A 22,899-nucleotide genomic window follows, 5' to 3' on the forward strand; every position below is an offset into this window, starting at 1 on the left:
GCCTCAGCTCAAATGGTCCTGGTCATGGAGAGCGACGGCTCCCTGATCCCGTCACGCTCCCAAAGCAGCTTTGCTCGAAACTACAATGACGGGATTGGTCAGGGTTCGGCCTCCGATGGGATCGCGATCTTCGGCGAGGTAGAGGCCGAGCAAGAGGGCGTCCAAGTCGCGGCCCTTGCCCGCCCGACTCCCCTGCCCCGCACCGATGTCCTCTCCGGGATTCAGACCACGGCCTTGCGCTATGCCGGCCATCCCGGCCTGCGTCGCGCGGGGCTTTCCGTGACGGATTGGCTGGCTCTCTATCGGGCGAATATCGAGGTTGAGAGCGCCTATCGGCAGGATGCGATCTCACATGCGGGTGCCATTGGCCTTGGTCAGCTGATGCCCGACACCGCGCGCGACCTCGGCGTTGACCCGCGTGATCCGCTGCAGAACCTTGATGGCTCCGCCCGCTACCTCGCGATGATGCTGGAGACATTCGGCGATCCGCACCTGGCGCTGGCTGCCTACAACGCCGGACCCGATGCGGTCCGCCAGTATGGCGGCGTTCCCCCCTACCGAGAAACCCAGAACCACGTGGCCCGCGTCATGGCCGTCGTGGCCCGATTGGAAGGATCAAATTCGTGAAACAGATTTCAAACCTCTTTGTCGCCTCGCTGGCGCTATTCCTGTTCATTGCCGAACCCGCCCTTGCACAGAGCATCGATCTCTCCCCAATCCAGAGCCTGTTGCAGGGTATCGTCGATGCGCTGACCGGCCCACTTGGCGTTGTCATCGCGACGCTGGCCGTTCTCGGGGTCTTTCTCAGCTGGTTCTTCAACATCATCGATCTGCGCCAGGCGCTCTGGGTGCTTGTAGGCATCGCCGGTGTCGCGGCTGCCCCCACCATCGTTGCCGCGGTCTTCGCCGGTGGCTGAGCGCGCGCCTCTCTTTCTCGGCCTCGTGCGCCCGCCGAAGCTTCTGGGCCTGCCCATCATATACGCGATGGTCTGGCTCTTCGGTTCGGTGCTCTTGTTCGTCTGGGTCCAGCACATCGCGGTACTGGTTGTCGCGGCCCTGCTCTACCCGGTGCTTTGGAAGGCCGCAGATTGGGACCCGCGCTTCATCGACGTGATGATGACGGCGCTGCAGGAAACCCCGCCCACGCGGAACCGCAGCATTCACGGCGGGGACAGCTATGCCCCGTGATGCTGCGCTCGATCCCCGCACGATGACACCAGAGTGGTATTCACGCGAGACCCGCCTCGCGCACATGCTGCCCTATGTGAGCTTAGTTGATGACCAGACCGTGCGCACCCGGGTCAATGAGCTCTTCCGCTGCATCCGGCTCGAGGGGATCAACAGCTACACGACGGACGATGCCTATCTCGACAAGGTGACGGCGCTTTTTGCCCGCATCGTCGCGCAACTTGGGCCGGAATTCAGCTATTACGTCCACAAGGTCTCCAAGGCCATCAAACCTGATCTCGACCCCATCCGTGAGGACAGCTTCGCTGGCGAGGTGGACCGGCGCTGGCGCGCGAAACTCGAGACCAGCGGGCTGCGCGACAAGACGCTGACGCTCACCGTCATTCACCGCCCACCCCCGAAAAGCCTCCTGCCATTCCTCAGCCGCAGCGCACCGGACCGCCTGAGAGAGGAAACCCGCAAACGCCTGCAGCGCCTCGGTGAGGCCGTGAACGTCTTTCTGTCTGGCCTCGCCGAGCTGAAGCCGCGCTTGCTGTCGGCCGCATCGGGGGAATTGGTGGGGTTTCTGGGCGCCCTGAACACAGGCACCGAGCTGCCGCTTTATCCGGAAAACACCTATGGCTTTCTGTCCTTCAACGTCGCCAATACCCGCGTGACGTTTCACGGAGACCATTTCGAACTCTCGGAAGGCGTGGTGGGGCATCGCTACGGCAAGAGTTTCACCATCGGGGAGTACTCGGAAGGCACCTCCTGCACCATGTTCGACATGCTGAACCTGCCGGTCGACATGATCGTCACCCATTCCTTCACACCGATCAATTCGAACCTCATGGCGGGCCGCATCAAACGGCAAAAGCGGCAGATGCAGGCGAGCCAGGACGCTGCCCTCTCGCTCCTGGAAGCGCTCGACATCGCCGCCGATGATCTCGAGGCCAAGCGCCAAAGCTTCGGCGAGCATCATATGGTCGTGACGCTCTTTTGCGACACGCTCGAAGAGCTACAGACGCTCAGCGCAGAGATCGTGAACGCCGCCGCAACCGAAGGCGTGAAGATGATTGGCGAGCGGGTCGCGGCCAAGGCGCATTACCTCAGCCAGCATCCCGGCAACCAGTCCAAGCGGGTGCGTGCCAGCGCCGTCACCAATCGCAACTTCGCGGATTTTGCGGCCTTTCACCGGACACAGCTCGGCAAACCCGCCGAGAAAACCCCATGGGGCCGGGTCGTCACTTATTTGCCCACGCCGGAGCAGAGCGCCTACCGGTTTTCTTATCACGAGCAGGGATCGCCCGACAAAGAACCGACCAGCGGTCATACGCTGATCATGGGACGGCCCGGGTCGGGCAAATCGGTGCTTTCGGCCTTCCTGATGACCCAGGTCCGTCGCGCAGGGGCGCGGATCTTCGTCTTCGATTACCGTCTTGGCATGGAGATGGCGGTCCGCGCGAATGGCGGGCGCTACGCGTCCCTGAACGCCGGTCAGCCCACGGGCCTCAACCCGCTCTGGACAGAGACCGATGCCCGCGGCACCGCCTGGCTCTCGGACTGGCTTGCCACCCTGCTCTACCGCGCTGACAAGCCCCTGACGCCCGCACAGACCAACCGCATCCAGGAAGTCGTGCGCCAGAATGCCCAGGCCTCCAATCCGGCCCTGCGGAACTGGCGGGATTTCGCGTCGCTTTTTGTGTCCACCGATGATGGCGGCGATCTGCACCAGCGCCTGCTCGAGTGGTCTGAAGACGGCCGCTATGGTTGGATCTTCGGGCAGAGCCTCGAGGACACGTTCTCGCTCAAAGGCGATGTGGTGGGCTTCGATCTGACCGGCATTCTCGACAGCGAGGCCGACAAGGAACGGATGGCGGTTCTCTCCTATCTTTTCCGCCGGGTCGAGCGCGAGATCGAGGACCGCCGCCCCACCATCATCGTGATCGACGAGGCCTGGAAGGCGCTCGACAACGCATATTTCGCCGAGCGGCTATCGAACTGGCTGGTGACCGCGCGCAAGCAGAACACCGTCGCGGTGATGATGACGCAATACGCAAGCCAGCTTGAGCGCACCCGGACCGGCAAGACCATCGTCGAAGCCGTTCCGACGCAGATCCTGCTGCCCAATATCCGCGCGCAGCCTGCGGATTACGCCATGCTGAACCTCACGGAGAAGGAACTCGACGTCCTTCTCAACACGGGCAGCAACAGCCGCTTGGCGCTGATCCGCGACGATCAGGGCTCAATCGTCGTCGATGCCGATCTGAGCGCCCTTGGACTCAATCTCACCATTCTTGGCGGCATGGAGAAAGGCGAAGCGCTTGTTGGGGCCGACTACCGCGACCGCCCAGACTTCTGGAGGCTTTCATGATTCGTATATGGCGTATCGAGATTTCACCAATAAATCCTGCATCGTTTTTCGCGTTCGAGCGAAGCGAGAGGCAGCGAACAAACGATTCAAGACAATCTCGAAACGCCAAATTGTTGGCTTTGGCTGCGCTCGGCGCGCTGGCCTCCTGCACCCAGTATCGGGAGCCGCAGGCCAATTGCTTTTCCTTTCTCGCCTCGACGGCAGCGACAGCCCAGGATTGCCACTTCGCACCGCTCGGCGCGCCGGAGGGCGACGTTGAAGTCTAGCCTGCCTCATATCCTCGCGTTTTGCCTGCTGCCCGGTCTCGCCTTGTCTCAAGGCGTGCCGACCAATGACAGTGGGCTGACCGCGCGTGACATCGTCGAGACTGGCGATCGCGAGGCTGACTTGGCCGTTCAGGCGGACAAGCTTGCCGTGCGCGAACTCATTGCCGAGATCGAACGGGAGCAGCTGGAAACCCTCCGACGCATCCTCGATGCGCAGACCAGCTTCGGCGGTCAGGGACTGCCCGCCATGGTCTCGGGGCTGGAAAACGGCAGCGGCGATCCCGACCGCGCCGTAGAAGCCGTTTATGGCACGGGCGAGATCGATCCCAATCCCGGCGGTGCGCAGATGTTCGGGGATGCGTCTGAGACCATCGAGCAACTCATCATCCGCGTGGCTCAGGAGACCAGCGGCTTTGCGGGTGTTGGCCGCGCAGGGCTCTCGCCCGTCCAGTGGCGCGCGTTGCTGCAAGCGCTGATCTGGCAGGAAAGCCGGTTCACCATTGGGGCACGCTCTCCCGTTGGCGCTTATGGTCTCACTCAGATCATGCCTGGCACGGCCAGTGATCTCGGCATCAACCCGGAATACTACGACAGCCCCTACCTGCAGGTGCATGGCGGCGCGCGCTATCTGGCAGCCCAGCTCAACACATTCGATGGCAACATCATCAACGCCCTCGCGGCCTATAACGCCGGACCCGGCCGGGTTTTCGAGTATGGCGGCGTGCCACCCTTCCGCGAGACCCAGCACTACGTTTCGGTCATCCCTGAACGCTACAATCTATATCTAAGCCGTATCGGCGGGATCGATGCGCTTGGCACGATCGATCCGGCGCTTCTCGCCAATGCCAACCTCTCGCTCACGGGTCATGGGGCGGCCTTTTATGGCAGCAACTCACCAGCCGCGATCCGCCAAGCCGCCCTGCGCATTTCCGACATCGTCGAACGGATTTCCGAGACTGAAGACGTGCAGGAAAGCATCGCACTCAACACCTATGCCCGCGCCGAACTCGTGCGCCTCGTCGCTGCACGCATCCGGCTTCAGGCGGCACGCACCCGCGTCCTTTCTGCCGAGGAGTTGGCCCAGGCCAGCGCCCGCATGGCCGAAGGCGCGTTCATGGATTTTACGATCAGGGAGATTGAATGATGGGACATCTGCTCTTGAGGACAGCTTTGGCCACGACACTTGGCGTTGGCTTGCAGTTCAGCGCCCTACCCCCTGCCGCAGCACAAGGTGTACCCGTCGTCGACACCCAGAACATCGCGCAAAACATCCAGCAGCTGCGGCAGATGATCGAAGACGAGATCCTGCAAAACGAGCAGCTGACGCAGCTCCGCGAACAGCTTGCCACGCTCACGGACCAACTCGCGGAGCTGCAAAGAACCTATGAAGCGCTCACCCGCCTCGCCGAGCTTCCCGAAATCATCCGGACGGAAATGGAAGACGAGTTGAACGGTCTGCTCGACCAAGAGTTCGGGGACATCCTCGCCACTATTGAGGCGATCAAGACGGGGGATTTCTCGAGCCTCTCGGGCTCCGGCGCAGGCGAGATCGAAACCCAGATGGACCGGGTGCTGGCCGATCTCGGCTTCGATGACGACACTCTCTCCGAAATGGCCACGAGCGGCAATCCCGGAGCCAACCGCGTGGCGACGCAGGCAACAACCGGCGCGCTCGTCTCAGCCGCCGCCCAGAACAGCTATGAAGATGCCGGCCAATCGCTCGAGCGGGTAGACCGCCTTGTCGGACTCATCGACGACATGGACGAACTCAAGGAAAGCATCGATCTCAACACGCGCGTGACCGCGGAGCTCGCCATTGCGCTGGTCGCCATGTGGCAGCTCGAAGCGGTGCAGACCGTGGGCGATGGCACGGGCGGCGTGATCGATGCCGCCACCATCGCCGAAGAGCAGCGCTTCATGGATTTCACGTTACCGGACCTCCGGGCAGACTGACCGTGGGGGCATGAATGGTGGCGAGTGAACAAGAGATCATCGAGGAAGAACTGGTCTACGGTGCCCTGCGCCGCGAACGGCTCTGGCAACGCCTTGGCCTGATGGGCCTTGTCTTCGGTATCATCGGCTGTCTGAGTGCCGCGGCTGTCTCGATCCTCGATGTCGACCCGCCCCCCGTCGTTGTCCCCTATGATCCCGCCACCGGCTTTGCACTCCCCGAAGCCTCGGTAGGCGCCTCCTCGGTGACCGCCAACCAGGCGATCATCGAGGCGGAGGTGTTCCGCTATGTGACCGACCGGGAGGTCTATAACCAGCTCGACAACGATCTGCGCATCCGCAGCGTCCTGCGCCGCTCGGACGGAGCTGCCGAGAGCGGGCTGCGCCAGATCTGGAACAGCGCCAACGAGAATTACCCGCCGACGGTCTATGGCCCCAATGCTCGGCTCGACGTGGAAATCCTCAGCATCAACCGGATCGGAACCAACCGCGCGACGGTCCGCCTGCGCAAGCGCCTGACGTCCATTAACGGCACCCAGACCGGCCTCTTCACTGCGACGCTTCTCTTCGAGTTCCGCCCGGAGACCCGCCGCTCCATAGATGAGGTCTGGACCAATCCATTCGGCTTCACCGTCCTCGAATATTCCATCCGCTCCGACAGATTGGAGAACTGACGTTGTTGTTTATAAGATCGCTTATTTTTGTCATTGCCCTGTTGCCCGGCCTCGCCTCTGCCGAAGCCATCCCGCGTGGCGGTCCCAACGACAGCCGGGTGCGCTTGGCCACCTACCAGGAGGGTCAGGTCTACCGTCTCAGCGTGTCGCTCACCCATGTGACCACCATCGAGTTCGGCGAGGGCGAAAGCATCCGCTCGATCATCGCGGGCGACACCGAGGGCTTCGAGATCGATGGCGTGCCCGGAGGCCAGGCATTTGCAATCAAGCCTGTGGCGCGCGGGGTGCATACCAATGTGACAGTCTATACGAACCGCCGGAGCTACTACTTCAACGTCCAGGAGGTACGCAGCCCGACCTTCTACGTGGTGCAGTTCCGCTATCCAGACGACGCTGCGCGCCCGACCCGGGCCATCGCCGCCCAAGCGCCGAACTACAATTACGGCGCCAGCGCGCGGACCGAGTTCACGCCAACACGCATCTGGGATGACGGGACGTTCACGTATTTCGCGTTTCCGCGGAACGCACCTGTGCCAGCGATCTTCCGCTACGCGGGCGGCCGTGAACGCACGGTCAACACGCAAACCCCTGAAGACGGCGTGATCCGCGTCAGCGGCGTAAACCGCCAATGGGTCCTGCGACTTGGCGAAGAGGTGGTCTGCATCGAGGCGATCCCGCCCGCGGAGGCCACCTCATGAGCGATACCGGGAACACCGAGCTGGAAAAACGCCTCGCCGCCCTTGAGAAAGGCAGTGCCCGCGCCCCCACGGCGGCGCAGCGCCGGTCGCCCCTGCTCACGCTGATCGTGGTCCTTGTCATCGGCGCGGGTGGTGCCCTGCTTTATCTCCTCTCACAGCCCGACGAAGAGGTAGCCTTGCCGACGGCCACCCCAGACGTCTTCCAAAACGAGGGGGACGGCTTTGGCGCCATCGAGACCTTGCCCCCGCCCGAGCCCGAGGTTGTGTTCGTCGGACCAGACCCCGTTGAGCCCAATGCCGAGCTTCTGGCGCAGATCACCGCCCTGCAGGCCCAGATTGAGGAGTTGCGCAACGCCCCTGAACCGGTCGTCGAGGAAGACACCGCCGCCGCAGAGGCGATCGACGCGCTGACCGCTCAGATTGCGGCGCTGCAAGCCGCCTCGGAAGCCGCACAGCAACGATTTCAGGACGAACTGACGGCGCGGGATCGAAGTCTTGAACAACTCCGTATGGATCTTGAATTGGCCCAACTCGAGGCCAGCCGACCCCAACCCGCTCCAGCGGGCCCCACGGAAGATGAGCTGCGCGCACGCGAGCAAGAGCGACTGCGCCGCGAGGAAGAAGCCCGGCGCATGGCCGAGCTGGAGCGCCGCGCCGCGGAGGAACGCGCCTTCCAGGAGCGGCGCATCGCCTCGCCCACCATCGCGTTTGGCGGCACGTCCGGAGCGAATGAAACGGCTCTGACCGAACGCACCTTCGGCGAGGTGACGGATTTCGTGCTGAACGGGGCGCTGCCCTCGACGGTGACGCAGGCCGAGGTGATCGCCAATCCCTCCAACACCATCATCCAGGGCACCATGATCCAGGCCGTCATGGAAACCGCCCTTGACAGCTCCCTGCCCGGCCAGACCCGTGCCGTGGTGTCCGAGGATGTCTACAGCGTCGATGGCGTGCGCCTCTTGATCCCCCGCGGATCCCGTCTCGTCGGGCGCTACCGCGCTGGCGTCGATATCGCGCAGCGCCGCGTCACGATCGCCTGGGACCGGATCATCCTGCCCGACAACCAGACCGTCCAGATCAGCTCCTTCGGAGGTGATGAACTGGGCCGTTCTGGCGTCACCGGCCTCATAGACACACGCTTCGCCGAGCGTTTCGGGTCGGCCGCACTGATCTCGCTGATCTCCGCAGCACCCAGTGCCGCCGCCTCCGAAGTCCAGGATGAGACTGCCGCCGACGCTCTCGAAGACGTTGGCGATGATCTGGCAGATGCCACGGACAGCGTCATCGGCGATTACCTCTCCATCGGCCCCGTCATCTATGTTGACCAGGGCGCCCGCGTCACGGTCATGGTCGACCGCGATCTGGAGATATTCTGAGCCCATGTCGCTGAGCTATCTCGAAACCTCGCTCGACCGGATCGACGCCGCCGCTCGCGACGATGTCATCGAGATCTGCATCAACCCTGATGGCACCTGCTGGGGCGAATTCCAGGGCGATCACTTCATGCGCGCGCTGGATCAAAGGCTGACCGGCGTTCAGGTCAGGGACCTCGGCAACCAGATCGCCTCATCGGCCAATACCACGATGAGCAAGGACCGCCCCATCGTCTCGGTTTCGATCACCTACAAGGGGCGCCCGATCCGCGCACAGGTCATCACCCCGCCCGCCGTGCTCTCGGCCATGTCGATCAGCCTGCGGTTCTTCTCGAGCCTGCCACTCGAGGGCATCGCACTCGATTTCCTCTACGGAAAAGAGCGCAAGCTCGAAGACCTGCGCGTGGAAAAAAAGCGTGCCTTGCGCGCAGTGGTGGCTGCGGGTTTGATCGATGATGCGCTCGCCTTCTGCGTCGAGAACAAACTCAACATGATCGTCTCGGGCGGCACCTCCACCGGCAAGACCGTGGCCGCGCGCAAGATCCTCTCTCACGTACCGGCCGAGGAACGCATCGTCACCATCGAAGAAGCCGCCGAGCTTCTGCCGACCCAACCAAATGCCGTGACCCTCATCGCCCATCGCGACGCAGAATTCCAGACCGCCGATGTGCTTCTCACTGCGACGCTGCGCATGCGCCCCGACCGGATCATCCTCGGCGAGGTCCGCGGCAAGGAGGCCATGACCTTTCTGGAAGCCATCAACACCGGCCATGGCGGCTCGATGACCACGCTGCATGCCGAAACCCCCCAACTTGCCGTGCAGCGCCTCGCGATCGCAGCACTGAAGACCGAGATCCCGATGACCTATGCCGACATGATCCAGTACATCGAAAATTCCATCGACGTGATCATCCAGACCGGCCGGCATGACGGCAAACGCGGCATCACCGAATTCTACCTCCCCGGCGCCACCGAGATTGGAACTTCCCCATGAAGACCTTTGAATACGATATCTTGTCCTTTCCCATGACTCGTAAGACCAGCCTCTCCGACATGCAGGCCAGCCTGAACGAGAAGGGCGCAGACGGGTGGGAGGTGGTGTCGATCAGCACTTCGGAATTCGCCAATATCGGGCACACCGTTTTCCTGAAGCGCGAAACCACACCCGCTGGAGCCACGGCATGAGGCAGGCGCAGCACCTCGCCTTGGCCGCGCTGGCCCTAAGCCTGACGCCTACTTTCGCCGTTGCCGAGCGCAATCTCGTGCCGACCCTCGAGCGCAACTTCACCGTCTGTCCAGACCGGCCCGCTGAACCTGTCTGGATGCAGAAGATCCCCTTGCGTCAGGCATATCAGCGGGTTCTGGTTCAGGACATCTATCGCGCCCAGAATCTCGAGCGGGTCGTTGAGATCGGCAACTGCGACTGCGCGACCCGGTTCCCGTCCTGGGACGCAGCAGAGGCGATGTTTCGGGAAAAATACGCGAGCGACGAACGATGGGAGATGCTGCAAGCCTCGGACGCCTACAACCGCCGCGCCAATGCCGCCCGCCCTGCAGCGAAGGCCATCTGCGACGCCGCAGGTAATTGGTAAGGCAGCGCCGCGATGAGTGTCGTCACCTACTTCGTTGAAACCTCCCAAGGCTATCTCAACACCGCCGCCGAAACCCAGTTTGGTGCGGTTGCGGCAACGGTCGGCACGCTTCTGGTTTTGGGGACAACGCTGGTCGTGATCCTCGTCGGCATCAACATGATCTATCAATATCGGGCCATGGATGGGCACACAGCCTTCTGGCTCGCGGTCAAGATCGGGCTCATCGGGATATTCGCGACCAATTGGATGCAGTTCAACGCGTTCTCGTCAGCCATTCTCTATGGGATCGACAGTATCGCGGGCGCGCTGGTGGCCTCGGTCGGCGGCGGCAGTCCGGGCCCTTCAGGCACCTTCGCGGAGGAATTCGACCGGCTGATCGCGGAGCTGGGCGACTATCTGAACGCTGCCGGGTCCGAGCTGAACTGGATGGCTGGCGCCATGCTCGACATAGTCGGTGTGCTTCTACTCTCAATCCTCGGCGGACTGGCCGCCTTCATCCTCGTGGCCTCCCGACTGATGATCGCGCTTCTGATCGGGATCGCCCCAGTGATGATTTTCCTGACGCTGTTCGAGGTGACCAAGGACTATTTTGCGCGCTGGCTGTCCGCGCTGGTCTCCTTTGCGCTCTACCCGATCGTAGTTGCAGGCGTGTTCGCGACGATCACCGGGGTGTCCTCGGCACTTATTGGCGAGTTGGGCGACCCGGAAGGGGCCACCAATATCGGCGCGCTCATTCCGTTCTTCATGATGGTGCTCATGGCCAAGGGATTCATCATCGCAACGCCCTTCATCGTACGCGCGATCTCCGGCAACATCATGATGCCCGCGCTTTCTGGTGGCCTTGGCGGCGGCTACAGCTTCGCCCGCGCCGCCATGGGCAGCCAACAGTCCTACAATCGGTATCTGATCGGTGGGGCGAGCGGCACGGAGTACGCGGCCCTCAGAGCGCGGCAATTGTTCGGAGTGCAACAGATGCCAATGAGGCAAGGCATGGGGCAGACGGGTTCCGCAGGCGGCACAGGGTCCGCGGACTCAGGGTCAAAAATGCTGGCGCAGCTGGCGAGACTGGGGCGGCTTGGGCGACGGTGACTGCCCAAAAGAGACATTGTGGCCAAATGCAGCGAAGGACCGAGCCTTAACTTATCTGATTGATCCGCGCAGCCTGCATCAAAGCCTTAGGCTTTAGCGCAGCGCTCTATCTCAGCGAAATATTGTCGGTGGCGCACCTCGACCACCGACGGAGTCCTGATAACGTCTATAGGCACGCAGGACATGGAGCTTGTGTGTGTGCCGCAACTACGCTTCACTCGAAGAGCTTCGCGCATGGCAATTTAGCTTGGGTGCCGCTCTAATCATCAATAAACTTCACGAGCACGCTTCTTGTCAAGCTCTCTCGAAAGGTCAAAGTTCTCCCAATTGGTAAACCAGTACGGAGCTGCACGCTGAAGTAGGGGCGCTCGAGCGATTTCGACCCCGTAGCTGGTCGCGATATACTCTTTGAGCCCATGGGAAATATAAGGGCAACACTGAAGATCGAGAGCGGCGATTACGAGCTCAGAATCCTGATGTAAGTAGGCTTTTCTGTCTTCAAACTTTTTCTTGATTTCAGCTTCCAGAAAGTCACGGATCTTTCCGTACCTAGACTGGTTCCTTACGTAGAGCAGGCAGACAGAAATAGAGAAATAGCTCATGTGCCGCTTGAATGAATAATCCCCAGCGTCACTGATTTCCAACCCAACGAAGGTCGCTATGTTTCGTTCAGGAATTCTATAGCCGCGACCCAACTTGTTAAGCGCAAGTAGCAGATAGAGCGTCTCCACCTCATGAAAGCGGTCATGAGGTGTATGTTTGATATGCCTATTTATATTGTCGAAAATGAACTTGAAGACCCGATCCTTCAGGTCTCGTTCAACTTCAACTTCATGCAACTTGTCCACTATCGTAGCTATAATTCTAGTTAATCTGACAGTAAAGTTGACCCGAGGCTGTGCGGCGTAAATAAACGCAGAGAATTCCAAGATTCCCAACGTAGCCGCGACCAGCTCTCGATAATCCTTGTGATCATCATGATTGGCCTTGAACTTTCGAAAGATGAAATTCACCCGCCTCTCAATTGCGGCGAGAGTGTAATTCAAGACGTCTTTATACTTTACGCCGCTTTCCTTTAGCGCCGCTTTGAAGTCTACGATCAAGCTCTTAGTCTGTATTCTGACACTGAAGTAATCAATGTCATCACCACCATCCGGATCATTTTTTTTCTCAACCTTCGTGACGATCCTCTCGGCGAGGCAGCTACTTACTCTATTCTTAGCTATTGTGAGCGGGGTGATGATGGGTCTCTCGTAAATCTCTGACTTCTCGGAGTTCAAAGTGAGCTTAACAAGCTTCAGCAGCTCCGATAGATGACGCTTTACGTATGTGGCGACCTCCTCTCGCTCGCAGAAGACAAAATAATCATCAACATACCTAAATATTTCGTAGTCAACCCTATTCGTCAGGCCGTGTTCAGACAGAAGCACTTGCTCCAAGCTTCGATCAACATCCTGAAGGATAATTTCAGCGAATACCCGCGAAAACTCAGGGCCGATTACGATTCCGTTGGTCTCACCTCTATTTAGTTCTCTGATAAGCCTGTCAAACTTACCTCCAAATGTAGTGCCGAGACTTTTTATATTTTCCTTGGCAACTTCCTGCCCCAGTGTAGCCCACGTGATGGAATGAGTATATATGCTGTCGAAGCAACTCGATACATCGAGCTTATACAGACATCCGAATTTCCGCTCGGCGTTCAAATATGCATAATTCTCGTAGAATTTAAAAATATTACTGTACTTGCTGTAAGTAAAGTATGACCCTGAACCTTCATACTCCTTCCCAGCCTCCTCAATGGAGTCGCCTGGATCCCCAACGTTCTCTTTGAAGAGCCGATCTTTGTACCTGACGGACCTTGCGACAGATGCTGGAAATCTGATCGAGAAGCTGCTCTTGGAACAATGATAGAGGATCTCTGACGCGTGTGACTGGTAAAACTCCGCCACAAACATCTGCGCTTGGGGATGTATTACAGATAGCTGACGAAATTCAGTTTCTTTGTGGGATATTCGGAAGTTGAATGGCATCGTCCAGCTTGAGGAAATCTTCCACTCTCGAACGTTTAGATTCTTACCATCATGAACTTCCGTAAATGTCCTGAAGTTCTCGTTAGACTTGTCAGTGAGTCTGAACATTATGCAGAATGCATCATCAAACCTGTCATCGGAAGCGATCCACCGCACAGCCTTGACATTTTCCCAGTAAGATATTTTGACTTCGAGTTGCATGAGGAACGCGAAAAAGCCGGAGTTGGAAAATGAAGGCGGTACTTCGAAAGGCAGAATGTCAGTTGCCACCGGCCGCTGATAGCGAGCCTTTGGCGACAGCTTCATTTTCCTAGCTTTACTCTTCATATTTCCAGGCCTCTACAATTTCCTTGAACTCACCCTTCTTGTGAAAGCGTCGAAATGTTCTTTCACTAAACCCGGTGACAAAAGAATATGCTGACAGCTTCGCTCTTAGAGATGGGCTAGAAAGGGAGCCCACATTCGCGGTTAGAATGCTATCAAGAGCTCTCAGGTCATTATGATGCGTGATATGCATATTGTTGAAATATATTCCTACATATGCGTTGCTTTTATTGTGGGTAAGCTGGGTATTGCTCGTAAGAAAGCGAACCCTCTTTATGAGAAGCCGATAGGCCTTTTTGTGATTGTTTGACTTCTGACTCTCATACCTTCGGAAGCAGCCGAATACCCTGTTCTTATATCTCGCGAGTCGCTTTCGGCTCATGTAAACTGACACACCTGACCGGAAATCTATGCGGTATCCTAGGTACTCAAAGTTCCACGCGCCCTTCGTCTCCGGAATCCCCTGGTTATTAACCGGTGACTCCTTTGTTTTCTCTGCGGTTTCGTTCATTGTTAGAGAGATGTCTCTCAGGAAGCCGCGAATTTTCGGTAGCTTCACCCTAACATCTGCTCCGGGCAGTGGCGCAAAGAGAACAACTATATCGTCAACATATCTGGCGTAAAAGACAACGTCGCCTAACATCCTTAAACGTTGATCGAAATCTCTCATGTAAAGTTCCGACAAATAGGAACTTATACCAAGGCCTCTCGGCAAGCCAACGCCTGGGGTGCTGGCCAATCTTGCGTACCTGAACAATATGCCAGAGATTAGTCTAAGGGATTTTTGACTCAGGAGTTGATCACCCTTCAACTTCTTAAGAAGTCGGTCGTGAGGAATACTTTCAAAAAAGCTCGAAATGTCCGTTCGCAAGACGTGATAGTTGAAGCCGTCCGATATCATTCCAATTAGTTGCTTCATTACTTCATCTCTGTTGGCCGGCTTGAGCCGGTAGAGAGACGCAAGATTGGCTTCCAACTTTTTGATTGCGTAGAACTGGTCCGGAAGCTCTTGATCTATGACGTAGACTTTCTTCCCACCAGGACCGTCCTCTTGAGTGAACGAAATTTGAAAGTCTTTCCTGTTGATCTGACTGGAAACACCATCAAGCTCTTGGAGCAGTGTATCATCACGCTCGCGCCGCTTCTCTTCGCGGAGCTCCTTGAGGAGATTAAACTCAGCCTGTTCGTCGTCTGAGTATTTTTCCGGATGGAGACGCCTAAACTCTTTGGTCTCCTGAATGGCCTGCTTTAGTTCTTCCGTCTTTTCCTTCACAGAATCGAAAAAGTCGAGATCCCGGACTCTTCCCCGCCGTTTTTCTCTCTCGGATATTCTCCTGAGGTTCCTTGCAGAAAATGTTTGGTCTAACAAGATACACTCACGTGGCTTTAAGATGCGTCGTTGTGAGGATGCAGCCCATGTCACTGAAATGCAACTCTCGTCGTGCGCGCCTGCGAATTCATTAACTGGCGATGTAGAATACCAGCCTTTCGCTAACATGATCTGGTTGGAAGGTCTTCACAGCTGCCGTTCATACCCGGCGCAGCGAACTACCGCTTCCCGCGCTGCCCGACCGACATACCATGCCCGCCGCCCTATCGAACAACCCGCTTTTCACGGGCGTCCTCCCGCAGCATCGCTTCCATGTCGTCTAAGCCCTCGACGGCGTAGCGCATCTGCGCCTCATCCACGACACCAGCTGCCTCGGCGTCCGCGATCTGGCTCCCAAAATCCATCTCTATTTGCCGCTGTTCCTCAGCGATAACGGCTTGAACGACACGCGCGGTCTTTTTTGGAACGGCCTCGGTTTGCCCTGACGTTTGACTACCAGGATCTTGACGTGCGGTCTCCACAACGGCGTCAGACCCACCTGGTCCGTTCGCGGGTGGAGTCATCGGCATGGCGCGCACACTCAGCGGCAGCGTGCCCTGCGGCCCCCCTCCCCCCGGCTCCGGAAACGGCAACTCGCCCGTCTGCGCCGCGTGGATCGCCTTGAACAGCCGATCGTCGAAGTACTGGATCCGCTTCGCACGGACCGGCATCTGGGCATCGATGACCATGACGATTTCATCGAGCGGCAGGCGGCGTGCCTCATCTTCGGGCAACAACGAACTTTCTTCGGTGCGTGTCGATTGGCTACGACCCTCAAAGGGGTTCTTGCCGATGGACTGTGAGCGCGTGACGACGGTCTTCGTGGTCTTGCCGACCGCCTTGCTCAGCTCCTCGACGGTCTTTTCATCCGAGGGCGTGAGATAGAGCTTCACGCCCGCATTGCCCTGCAGGGCGCGGCGGGTGTTCTCGCCGTAGATTTCATCGAGGGCGGGGATGGTTTGAGTGACCACGGCCAAATGGCCACGATAAGTCCGCAGGGTCTCGACGCTCTCGACCACGATGGGCATCTTGCCGAGGCGATTGAACTCATCGAGCATGATCATCACCGGCCAAGGCTCATCCGGTCCGGGATCCTTTTCCTGCATGGCCGAGAGGAGATCGGAGAAGAAGAGCCGGATCAGCGGCGCGAGCGGCTTCACCATCAGCGGCTGGACGACGAGATAGACCGAAAAGGGCTTTTTGCGGATCGTCCGGAAGTCAAAGTCCGACACCGCCGTCGCCTCATCGATGGCAGGGTTCTGCCATTGATCGAGCCCCGAGGTCATCAGGAGCGAGACATAGGAGGTCAGCGTATCGTTGTTGGTCGAGGCCAGCCGCGTGAAGATCAATTTGGCGGCCCTGTTGTCGACCTCGTGGCCGCGGGCGAAATACTCCTTCTGCTTGTTCCCGCCCGACGCCGCGATGCGATAAATCTCCCCCAAGCTCGGGCGCTTGCGCTGGAACGCCAGCAGGCCTGCCGCCACGAAGAGATCAATCCCGCCCTTGAGGAGGCCCTGCACCCGGTCATTGTCGCTCTGCAGGAAGAGCGTCGCCAGAAGCTGCAGTTCCATCTGCTGGCGCGCGGGGTCTTTGAGCTCGGCGATGCGCAGCAGCGGGTTGTAGCGATGCGTGCGCTTGCCCTCCCAATCGGTGGGGGCAAAGCGATAGACCTTGTCGCCTTGGGCCGCGCGGTGCCGGGCCGTAGCCTCGAAACACTCGCCCTTCACGTCGAGCGTCACGGCGGAGCCTTGCCAGGTCAGCAGGTTCGGAATGACAAAGCCCGTGGTCTTGCCGCGGCCCGTGGGGGCCACGATCAGCGCATGGGGGAAGACCTTGGAGCAAATGTAATTGGCGCGGGAGCCCGGCGGCCCCAGCTTGCCGAGGATGAACCCGGTGCCCGGCGCCCCGAAAAACCCGTTGGCTTTCATCTCGCGCGCGGTCTGCCAATGGGTCTGGCCAAAGCGTGTCAGGGCGGACCCCGAGAGGGCGAGGCTCAGCATCAGGCCGGCGGCGGCAAAGCTGCCGATGATCAGGTGAATAAGTTGGGCATCCTCGGGGCGGCGATCGAGGATCGCCAGATAGTTCTGCGCGATATAGGCAAAGTCGATCTCGGCGCCGAAGCCGAGATCCTGGTAGGTCAGCACCGCCGAGGCAATGGTATAGCCCATGGCCCCGGTCACAAGCGTCATCAGCAAGACCCCTGTTGCGATCCGCGCTTTTCCCATGGCGGCGCTCAATGGACCTGTCCCCGCTCGGTCTCGCCATCCACGTCTGTGGTGCGGTGTTTTTCATATTCGGTGTCGGCAAGATCATCGACCACCTGGCGCAAGGCCTCCGTGTTGGCCGTCGCGGCATCGGATTGCAGATAGACCTTGGCGACATAGAGCCGGTCGAGGCGGTCCTCGAGAACCTTGTCCAGCGCATCGGCATCGCCGGATGTGAGCCGGTCAAGTTGGCCGTTATCCAGCACCCGCGCGATTTCCGTTCGGAAAGCGTCCCGCTCCGCCTCCGTCTCGAAGGGCGCGGTCAACTCCCCCGCCCGCTCATGGTCCAGGACGCGCGCAATCTCCTCTGCAAGACGGTCGGTACGGGCATCAGACCGCATCGCCGTTTCATCGCGGGTTGAGAGGATGTCGTCACGCGTGCCAGACCCGAGCCCGTCGCGCATCTCGGTTTCGCGGCGGACCTGATTGATGACCTCCGTGTCGCGTATATCGACGACGGCCGCGTAGGTCGCGCCAAGCCCACGGGCGAGATGGGACGGCATGTCCGGATAGCGCGCGCGCAAGTCATCCGTGACAGCATCTGCAACGGGCGTGCGGACGTCGCGTCCCTCCATGATGCGGTCGACCTCGCGGACAATCTCGCTGGCGCGGGCCGCATCGGTGATGGTCTCCCTGTAGGGTTCAGACCGGTCGATCACATCGCCAGGACGTGCGAGCAGATCCGGGTGTGCCTCGAGATACGTGCGCTGCTCCGTCTCGATCCGGCGCTCCGCCCGCGAGACAACCGCCCAGTCCCGGTCCTCGATCTGCTGCGCTGTCAGGCCGTCTGCGCGCATCTCCTGACGGATTGTCCCTTCCATCGCCCGCACCGCGTCCTCGTGATAGTGGAACCGCTCGCTGACCGCTTCCTGCTCCACGACACCATCCCGGCGCAGCACGTTTTCCCGTTCCAAAAGCGTGCCCAGCTCAACATGCACATCGTTGAGAATGTCGCGCGCCTGTTCCAGATCGGCGCGGCGTTCGAGGTTCAAATCGCGCGCCTCCGCCACCTTGGAGAGATCATCTGCGATCCACTGATGTTCCAGCGCGGCGCTCGAGGCCCCGGTCTCGATCCGGGCCACCACTTCCGATGTGCTGATCCCGGTGCCCCGTAGTGCGACGTCAAATCGCGATCTCAGGTCGGACTCGGCCAGACGTTCTAGCTGGTTGGTGTCGATATTGGCCTCGGAATAGATCCCGCCCTCCGAGGGGGTCTCTGACAGCGTGGATGATCGCAGACCCAGAGGCTGCATGTGCTGGACCTGCGCCTGGATGGCGATGAGGCGTTTTTCCAGCACGGGACGTTCCGCGTCAGACTTCTCGGCGATCATGCCCTGCACCCGCGCGAGCTTTTCCGCATAGAGACTTCTCAGTTCCTCGAAGCTTTGATCCTCGGCCATATACACATCTCCTGTTCGGTCCACCTGCCCGCCATGCGCCAGCACCTCGCCCGCGCGGAAGAGTGCCGCGGCAATATCCTCGCGGGCCTCCCGGGAGGCCTCTGCGGCAAGCGAATGGTAGACGGTTCTGGTGTTGGCGATCTCCGCCAGAGTCCGGGTCAAGTCGGCCCCCACACGTTCCCGCTCGCGGGGCGCGCGCCCCTCTTCCTTCGCCGCATAGACCTCGCTGGTGCGGGCGGGGTAATGCACAACCCCGCGATCCACCCGGCGCGTGGCTTCCAGGCGCACGCCATACTTCTCCGCCTCCTCGACCATGGCGACGCGGAAGTCGTCATAGTTGAAGCGGTGGTTGCGCCCCAGAAAGAAGAACTCGCCTTCTTGCGAGCGGCGGTTCAGCACCAGATGCGCATGGGGGTGATCGCGGTCCTCATGCACCGCGATGATGTAATCGAAATGACCCGCGTCGGTCTGGAAGAACCGCTCGGCCACATCGGTCGCGATGTCGCGCACATCCTCCCCGCGCGTGCCGATCGGGAAGGACATGAGCATGTGGGTGGTCTGCCCGAGCTTGGGCTTGAAGCCCGCATCCCACCGCTTGGCAAAGCGCTCGGTCAGGTCCTTGATGTCACCCGCCTCGAGCTTCGCCTTGCCATCCAGGAACCCGCTACTGTCGACGATATGGGTGGACTTGGTTGTGAGGTAATCAAGCTGGTTTGCAAGCTGCGATTTGGTATGCGTACCGCCGCCCCGGATTGCCTTGAAGACCGCGGGCCGGTGTCCCGCGGCCGCGCGCATGAGCTGTTTCTGCTTGGCGACATGCAGCCCCTGCATCGAGCCCCGGACGCGGCTCCAGCCGTCCCGAAAGACCTCGCCCGTGACGGCATCAACGGCATCATTCAGCCGCATGGGCAAACTCCCTCAGCGCGGCTGTGGCTTCGAGCTGCATCGCATCGCGACGACGCCGTAGCAGTAGGTCGATCTCGTCCGCGGAATCCAGGATGAACCGCGCCAACCCGCGCATCTGCACAAGGCGCAATTCGGTGAACTCGGCACGCGTGCCCCCCACGGCCCCCTGCCCCTGCCGGTTGGCCTGCGTCATCTGCTTGGCGATCTGCGCGACCCCATTGCCGACCTCGTGCAGTGAAGCGCGGTAGCGCGCCATCTCTGCTGCCATCTGCGCGTCCGGAACGAACACCCCGCCTGCCGCCTGAATGAGCCGCCGCAACCCCTCGGCACGGCTCTCGATCCCCGCCTTCGCCAACACCTCGTCGAGCGCCGCAAGCTCCGCAGCCGTGACCTTCACACTGACCGCTGAGACCGGGATCGCGGCATCCGTCTGGCGCTCGGCATCGGCTTTGAGCGTGTACTGAATCGCCCGCACCGACACGCCAAACCGTTCCGCCAGCACTGAAGTGGAAACGCCTTCCGCAGCTTCGCGAACGATCTCCATGCGCTCCGCATCGATGAGGCGTTTTGAGCGAGACATGCGAAGAAAGACCCCCTATTTCCTGCCACCTTCCACCAAGGCTGCCCTTACCTTACGATAATATACCAATCTGTCAATTATATACTTACGTCGCATTCAGGCTCAGGCAGCCTTGGTGTCCGCTTCCCCCGCGGCCCGCAGGGACGCGAGCCTGCCCCCTCACCGTCAAGAACCCCACTTATCCAATGGGTCCCCTTCCTCAGCCCCGCCCGCGGGTCTGGCCGAACACGCATGTGTTCGGACGGAACCGCGGGCGGGCGCAAACCCCACCGACAGGGCGGACAGGCAGGGTCAAGGAGGGCTAGATTTGGCTTGCCAAATCTCTGCCGCAAAAACCGGGAGGCCCTGGCCGATAGGTTTTTGTGGATGGCCCCCTTGAGGCTGCCTGTCCGCCCTGTCGCGGCCTGATCATTCCGGGGGGAGTGCGTCCCTTGAACGCGCAGCGACCGGCACCAAAAGAAGGTCGCTATCGGCGATCACACGCGCCGGTGACGGCATCCCTGGAACAGGGATCGGGCCGCCCCAAGATCGTCCTGGGGCGGCCCATCCTCGTCAGAGGATTTAGTCCTGGGGATCTTTCGCGCTCGGTGGGAACATCACCAGCTCCGAGACCGCGACCGGGAAGTCGAGCTTGAGGCTGAAGAACTCCGAGCCGTCCCCGTTGCGGGTGTTGCGGAACATCGCACCCACGCGCTGAAAACGGGTGCGCTCCTGGCCATCGGTATCGGTGAACTTGACGGGGACGGTGGCGACATAGTGGTTGGTCATTTGGGTTACTCCTTGTTGCGATGGGGATCACCCGGCACGGGGGCAAGAGGCCCGGTCGCAAGCGCAAATGCGGAGGGTCTGCGCCAAAGGCGTGGAAGCCGTATTTGTGCTTGCCGAAGCGTGAGCGGAGGGCACGATTGGGCCGACCCCGTGCGATCCACATCTATGAGCAAAAAGGAGTGATCCGGATGACCCTTGCCATCACGCAGCCGCCACCATCCGCGTCCGCGTCCCACCAAGCCTGGCCGGGGCGCTGACGGAGCCCGCCCGCGCGGGTGCGATGTTCTGAGACACCACCCGAGGGTCGTGCTGGTCTTCAGCCGCAAGTGCGACGCCTCGGCCCCTCGCGTCTTGCGCTGCTGACGATGTGCGTGAGGTGCGCACCATCGCCAGCCCGTACCGATGTGGATGGGCCGCACTCAGACGGAGCAGGTAGAGGGATGACGGTTCTGGATGCCGCGAGCTGCCGATCACGCGTGACCGACCGCACGCGCCATGAGACATGACGAAAGGGCCGCGCCAAGCGCGACCCTCTCTCTTCAATCCTGCGACGCCTTCTTCGCCGGGTCCGCAACCCGCATGACCGTCAGGCCTTTCGCTTCCGCCTTCTGCCCGAGGTTCAGCGCGACCCCGTTGCCCCCGAAGAGGACAACCCCTGTCGCCGCGAACTTGTCGTCCAGCATCTCATCGTTGCACTTGAACGGTGCCGCCCGCCCATGTGCGGACCAGCGCGGATCAAAGCGCGCCTGCGCGACGCCGCGTGCCCGGGCCCACCGGGCCGCGATCATCTCCGCCCCGTGCTTGCCACCCTTGTGGCAGAGGAAGATCTCCTGGTTGCGGTTCTGCTTGATCCGTTCGCGAACCTTGTCGAGCGTGTTGAAGATCACATCGACATCGGTCCAGTCGGTGGCGCCTGAGACGATCAGGGGCACCCCTGAGACTTTCGATTTCTCGGCAGTCTCGCGGTCGTGCTGCTCGAGGAGCTGCCGCGCCTCGAAGACAGCACCTGTCTCTTGCGCCCGGACGCTTGCGCGCGAGCCTGCCGCCGGGATGAAGGCGTGACCCGTCTCGATCTCGTAGTATTCCGCCGCCGCCTCGCTCATCACCTCGATGGCGCTGACAATCTCGCGCAGTTGCACAAAGCGCGCCTGCGCCTCTTCGAGTGCAGTCTCGGCGATCTCCGATCCGTCGTGAGATTTTGCCAGCGCGCCGATCTTGTCGGCGGTGCGGTCGACCTCCTTGCCAAGCGCCACCTTGCGGCGCTGCAGGATCGTCGCGAGCCCATGGGCCAGCGGTTCGATTTCAGCTTCAAGCCCGGTCCCGCGCAGCTGACCGAGCAAAGCCTCGAAGCTTTCGCGGATGATGTGGTCGGTCAGGATGTGATCCTCGGGGATCGGCAGCTGCGCGTCCTTCTCGGTCAGCCCGAAAAGCTCGATGGTCTCGTAGGTGTTCGCATTGTCATAAGCCATGTCTGGTCTCCAGTGTTCGGTTGCAAGGCCACCACGTGAGTGTGGGGGCATGGCCGAATGCCTGGTTTCCGAATCTGCCCGGGTCAGGGACGGCGCAGCCGCCGGCTTGCCGGGCGCAAAAGTTTTCCGAGCGCGGCACCTGACACATGCGCGCGCTCACGCACGGGTTCGCCCCGCGCCACAGGCCCCGCCCTCGCCGAAAAGTTTTGCGATCCTTGACGCGGGCTGATTTGGGGGCCATCCGGAGGATATGCTTCCGCGCTCATGTGTGTGTGTTTTGACGGTAGGTTTGCCCGACCCGAGCAGGCAAACGGCCGGACCGGACGCGGGAGACGGATGAAGCGGCGGGATCGTTTTGGCCTCGGGCCAAAACAGACCAGCGCAATCCGGCGGAGCGGCCGGGGAGGGACGTGCTCGCGAGGCGGGCAAACCGGGATGCCGGGTGCGACGCCGCGGTGAGGCCGCATGGCCGAATGCGCGACGGACCGAAGGGCCGTTCTCCCCTGCGACACGCGAAGCCGAGCAGGGGAGGCCGATAGGCTGTTGACGCATTTCGCTCGGTCGGCCTGACCTGCTTGCCAGAAGCGGCAAAATTCGGTAGTCTGT

The 22,899-nt window shown here is 60.5% G+C and carries 21 protein-coding genes; 14 read left to right on the plus strand and 7 right to left on the minus strand.

The features are described 5' to 3' along the window. Positions 1 to 12 precede the first annotated feature (12 nt). Genes IMCC21224_RS22025 through IMCC21224_RS22085 form a run of 14 tightly spaced genes read left to right on the plus strand, consistent with a single transcriptional unit; the run spans position 13 to position 11,183 of the window. Positions 13 to 627 carry a lytic transglycosylase domain-containing protein gene (locus tag IMCC21224_RS22025; RefSeq protein WP_047997759.1) on the plus strand — a complete coding sequence of 205 codons (615 nt, stop codon included), beginning with the start codon at positions 13 to 15 and terminating at the stop codon, positions 625 to 627. Beyond that, positions 624 to 917 carry a TrbC/VirB2 family protein gene (locus tag IMCC21224_RS22030; protein ID WP_008282963.1) on the plus strand — a complete coding sequence of 98 codons (294 nt, stop codon included), beginning with the start codon at positions 624 to 626 and terminating at the stop codon, positions 915 to 917. The genes IMCC21224_RS22025 and IMCC21224_RS22030 overlap by 4 nt, the downstream gene beginning before the upstream one ends. Then, positions 910 to 1,188, plus strand: a complete 279-nt coding sequence (locus IMCC21224_RS22035) for a type IV secretion system protein VirB3 (RefSeq protein WP_047997760.1) — start codon at positions 910 to 912, stop codon at positions 1,186 to 1,188. The genes IMCC21224_RS22030 and IMCC21224_RS22035 overlap by 8 nt, the downstream gene beginning before the upstream one ends. After that, entirely contained in the window at positions 1,178 to 3,541 is a 2,364-nt protein-coding gene (locus tag IMCC21224_RS22040; protein WP_047997761.1) for a type IV secretion system DNA-binding domain-containing protein, read from the plus strand. The genes IMCC21224_RS22035 and IMCC21224_RS22040 overlap by 11 nt, the downstream gene beginning before the upstream one ends. After that, positions 3,538 to 3,807: a hypothetical protein gene (locus IMCC21224_RS27415; protein ID WP_082135414.1), complete on the plus strand. Its 270-nt coding sequence runs from the start codon at positions 3,538 to 3,540 to the stop codon at positions 3,805 to 3,807. The genes IMCC21224_RS22040 and IMCC21224_RS27415 overlap by 4 nt, the downstream gene beginning before the upstream one ends. Beyond that, complete coding sequence (locus IMCC21224_RS22045) at positions 3,797 to 4,951, plus strand: lytic transglycosylase domain-containing protein (RefSeq protein ID WP_197089293.1); 1,155 nt, start codon at positions 3,797 to 3,799, stop codon at positions 4,949 to 4,951. Before IMCC21224_RS27415 ends, IMCC21224_RS22045 begins: the two co-directional genes overlap by 11 nt. Further along, positions 4,951 to 5,760: a type IV secretion system protein gene (locus IMCC21224_RS22050; protein WP_047997919.1), complete on the plus strand. Its 810-nt coding sequence runs from the start codon at positions 4,951 to 4,953 to the stop codon at positions 5,758 to 5,760. Before IMCC21224_RS22045 ends, IMCC21224_RS22050 begins: the two co-directional genes overlap by 1 nt. A 14-nt stretch (positions 5,761 to 5,774) precedes the next feature. Further along, entirely contained in the window at positions 5,775 to 6,431 is a 657-nt protein-coding gene (locus IMCC21224_RS22055) for a virB8 family protein (protein WP_047997762.1), read from the plus strand. 2 nt (positions 6,432 to 6,433) lie between these two features. Then, entirely contained in the window at positions 6,434 to 7,129 is a 696-nt protein-coding gene (locus IMCC21224_RS22060; protein WP_047997763.1) for a TrbG/VirB9 family P-type conjugative transfer protein, read from the plus strand. After that, on the plus strand, positions 7,126 to 8,505 hold the full coding sequence (locus IMCC21224_RS22065; RefSeq protein WP_047997764.1) for a TrbI/VirB10 family protein: 1,380 nt from the start codon (positions 7,126 to 7,128) through the stop codon (positions 8,503 to 8,505). Before IMCC21224_RS22060 ends, IMCC21224_RS22065 begins: the two co-directional genes overlap by 4 nt. Before the next feature lie 4 nt (positions 8,506 to 8,509). After that, on the plus strand, positions 8,510 to 9,496 hold the full coding sequence (locus tag IMCC21224_RS22070; RefSeq protein ID WP_047997765.1) for an ATPase, T2SS/T4P/T4SS family: 987 nt from the start codon (positions 8,510 to 8,512) through the stop codon (positions 9,494 to 9,496). After that, positions 9,493 to 9,687, plus strand: coding sequence for a DUF4177 domain-containing protein (locus tag IMCC21224_RS22075; protein ID WP_047997766.1), 195 nt, complete (start codon positions 9,493 to 9,495; stop codon positions 9,685 to 9,687). Before IMCC21224_RS22070 ends, IMCC21224_RS22075 begins: the two co-directional genes overlap by 4 nt. After that, positions 9,684 to 10,094, plus strand: a complete 411-nt coding sequence (locus IMCC21224_RS22080; RefSeq protein WP_047997767.1) for a hypothetical protein — start codon at positions 9,684 to 9,686, stop codon at positions 10,092 to 10,094. The genes IMCC21224_RS22075 and IMCC21224_RS22080 overlap by 4 nt, the downstream gene beginning before the upstream one ends. Positions 10,095 to 10,106: 12 nt before the next feature. Continuing rightward, positions 10,107 to 11,183 carry a type IV secretion system protein gene (locus IMCC21224_RS22085; RefSeq protein WP_047997768.1) on the plus strand — a complete coding sequence of 359 codons (1,077 nt, stop codon included), beginning with the start codon at positions 10,107 to 10,109 and terminating at the stop codon, positions 11,181 to 11,183. A 266-nt stretch (positions 11,184 to 11,449) separates the two neighbouring features. Here the strand turns inward: IMCC21224_RS22085 and drt3b are convergent, their stop codons facing one another. From drt3b to IMCC21224_RS22120, 7 genes are all read right to left on the minus strand, one after another. Further along, positions 11,450 to 13,540, minus strand: a complete 2,091-nt coding sequence (gene drt3b / locus IMCC21224_RS22090) for an antiviral reverse transcriptase Drt3b (protein ID WP_053079160.1) — start codon at positions 13,538 to 13,540, stop codon at positions 11,450 to 11,452. Then, positions 13,530 to 14,906: an antiviral reverse transcriptase Drt3a gene (gene drt3a, locus IMCC21224_RS22095; RefSeq protein WP_047997769.1), complete on the minus strand. Its 1,377-nt coding sequence runs from the start codon at positions 14,904 to 14,906 to the stop codon at positions 13,530 to 13,532. The genes drt3b and drt3a overlap by 11 nt, the downstream gene beginning before the upstream one ends. 224 nt (positions 14,907 to 15,130) lie before the next feature. Beyond that, complete coding sequence (locus tag IMCC21224_RS22100) at positions 15,131 to 17,131, minus strand: type IV secretory system conjugative DNA transfer family protein (RefSeq protein ID WP_047997770.1); 2,001 nt, start codon at positions 17,129 to 17,131, stop codon at positions 15,131 to 15,133. An 8-nt stretch (positions 17,132 to 17,139) separates the two neighbouring features. Further along, on the minus strand, positions 17,140 to 19,476 hold the full coding sequence (locus IMCC21224_RS22105; protein ID WP_047997771.1) for a relaxase/mobilization nuclease domain-containing protein: 2,337 nt from the start codon (positions 19,474 to 19,476) through the stop codon (positions 17,140 to 17,142). After that, positions 19,463 to 20,056 (minus strand): helix-turn-helix domain-containing protein, encoded by a 594-nt coding sequence (locus tag IMCC21224_RS22110; RefSeq protein WP_047997772.1) that lies wholly within the window; start codon positions 20,054 to 20,056, stop codon positions 19,463 to 19,465. Before IMCC21224_RS22110 ends, IMCC21224_RS22105 begins: the two co-directional genes overlap by 14 nt. 561 nt (positions 20,057 to 20,617) lie before the next feature. Next, on the minus strand, positions 20,618 to 20,824 hold the full coding sequence (locus IMCC21224_RS22115) for a hypothetical protein (protein ID WP_007120662.1): 207 nt from the start codon (positions 20,822 to 20,824) through the stop codon (positions 20,618 to 20,620). Positions 20,825 to 21,363: 539 nt separating this feature from the next. Then, on the minus strand, positions 21,364 to 22,293 hold the full coding sequence (locus tag IMCC21224_RS22120; RefSeq protein WP_047997773.1) for a DUF2493 domain-containing protein: 930 nt from the start codon (positions 22,291 to 22,293) through the stop codon (positions 21,364 to 21,366). Positions 22,294 to 22,899 lie beyond the last annotated feature (606 nt).

The organism is Puniceibacterium sp. IMCC21224, assembly GCF_001038505.1.
In the GTDB taxonomy this organism is placed as follows: Bacteria; Pseudomonadota; Alphaproteobacteria; order Rhodobacterales; family Rhodobacteraceae; genus Puniceibacterium.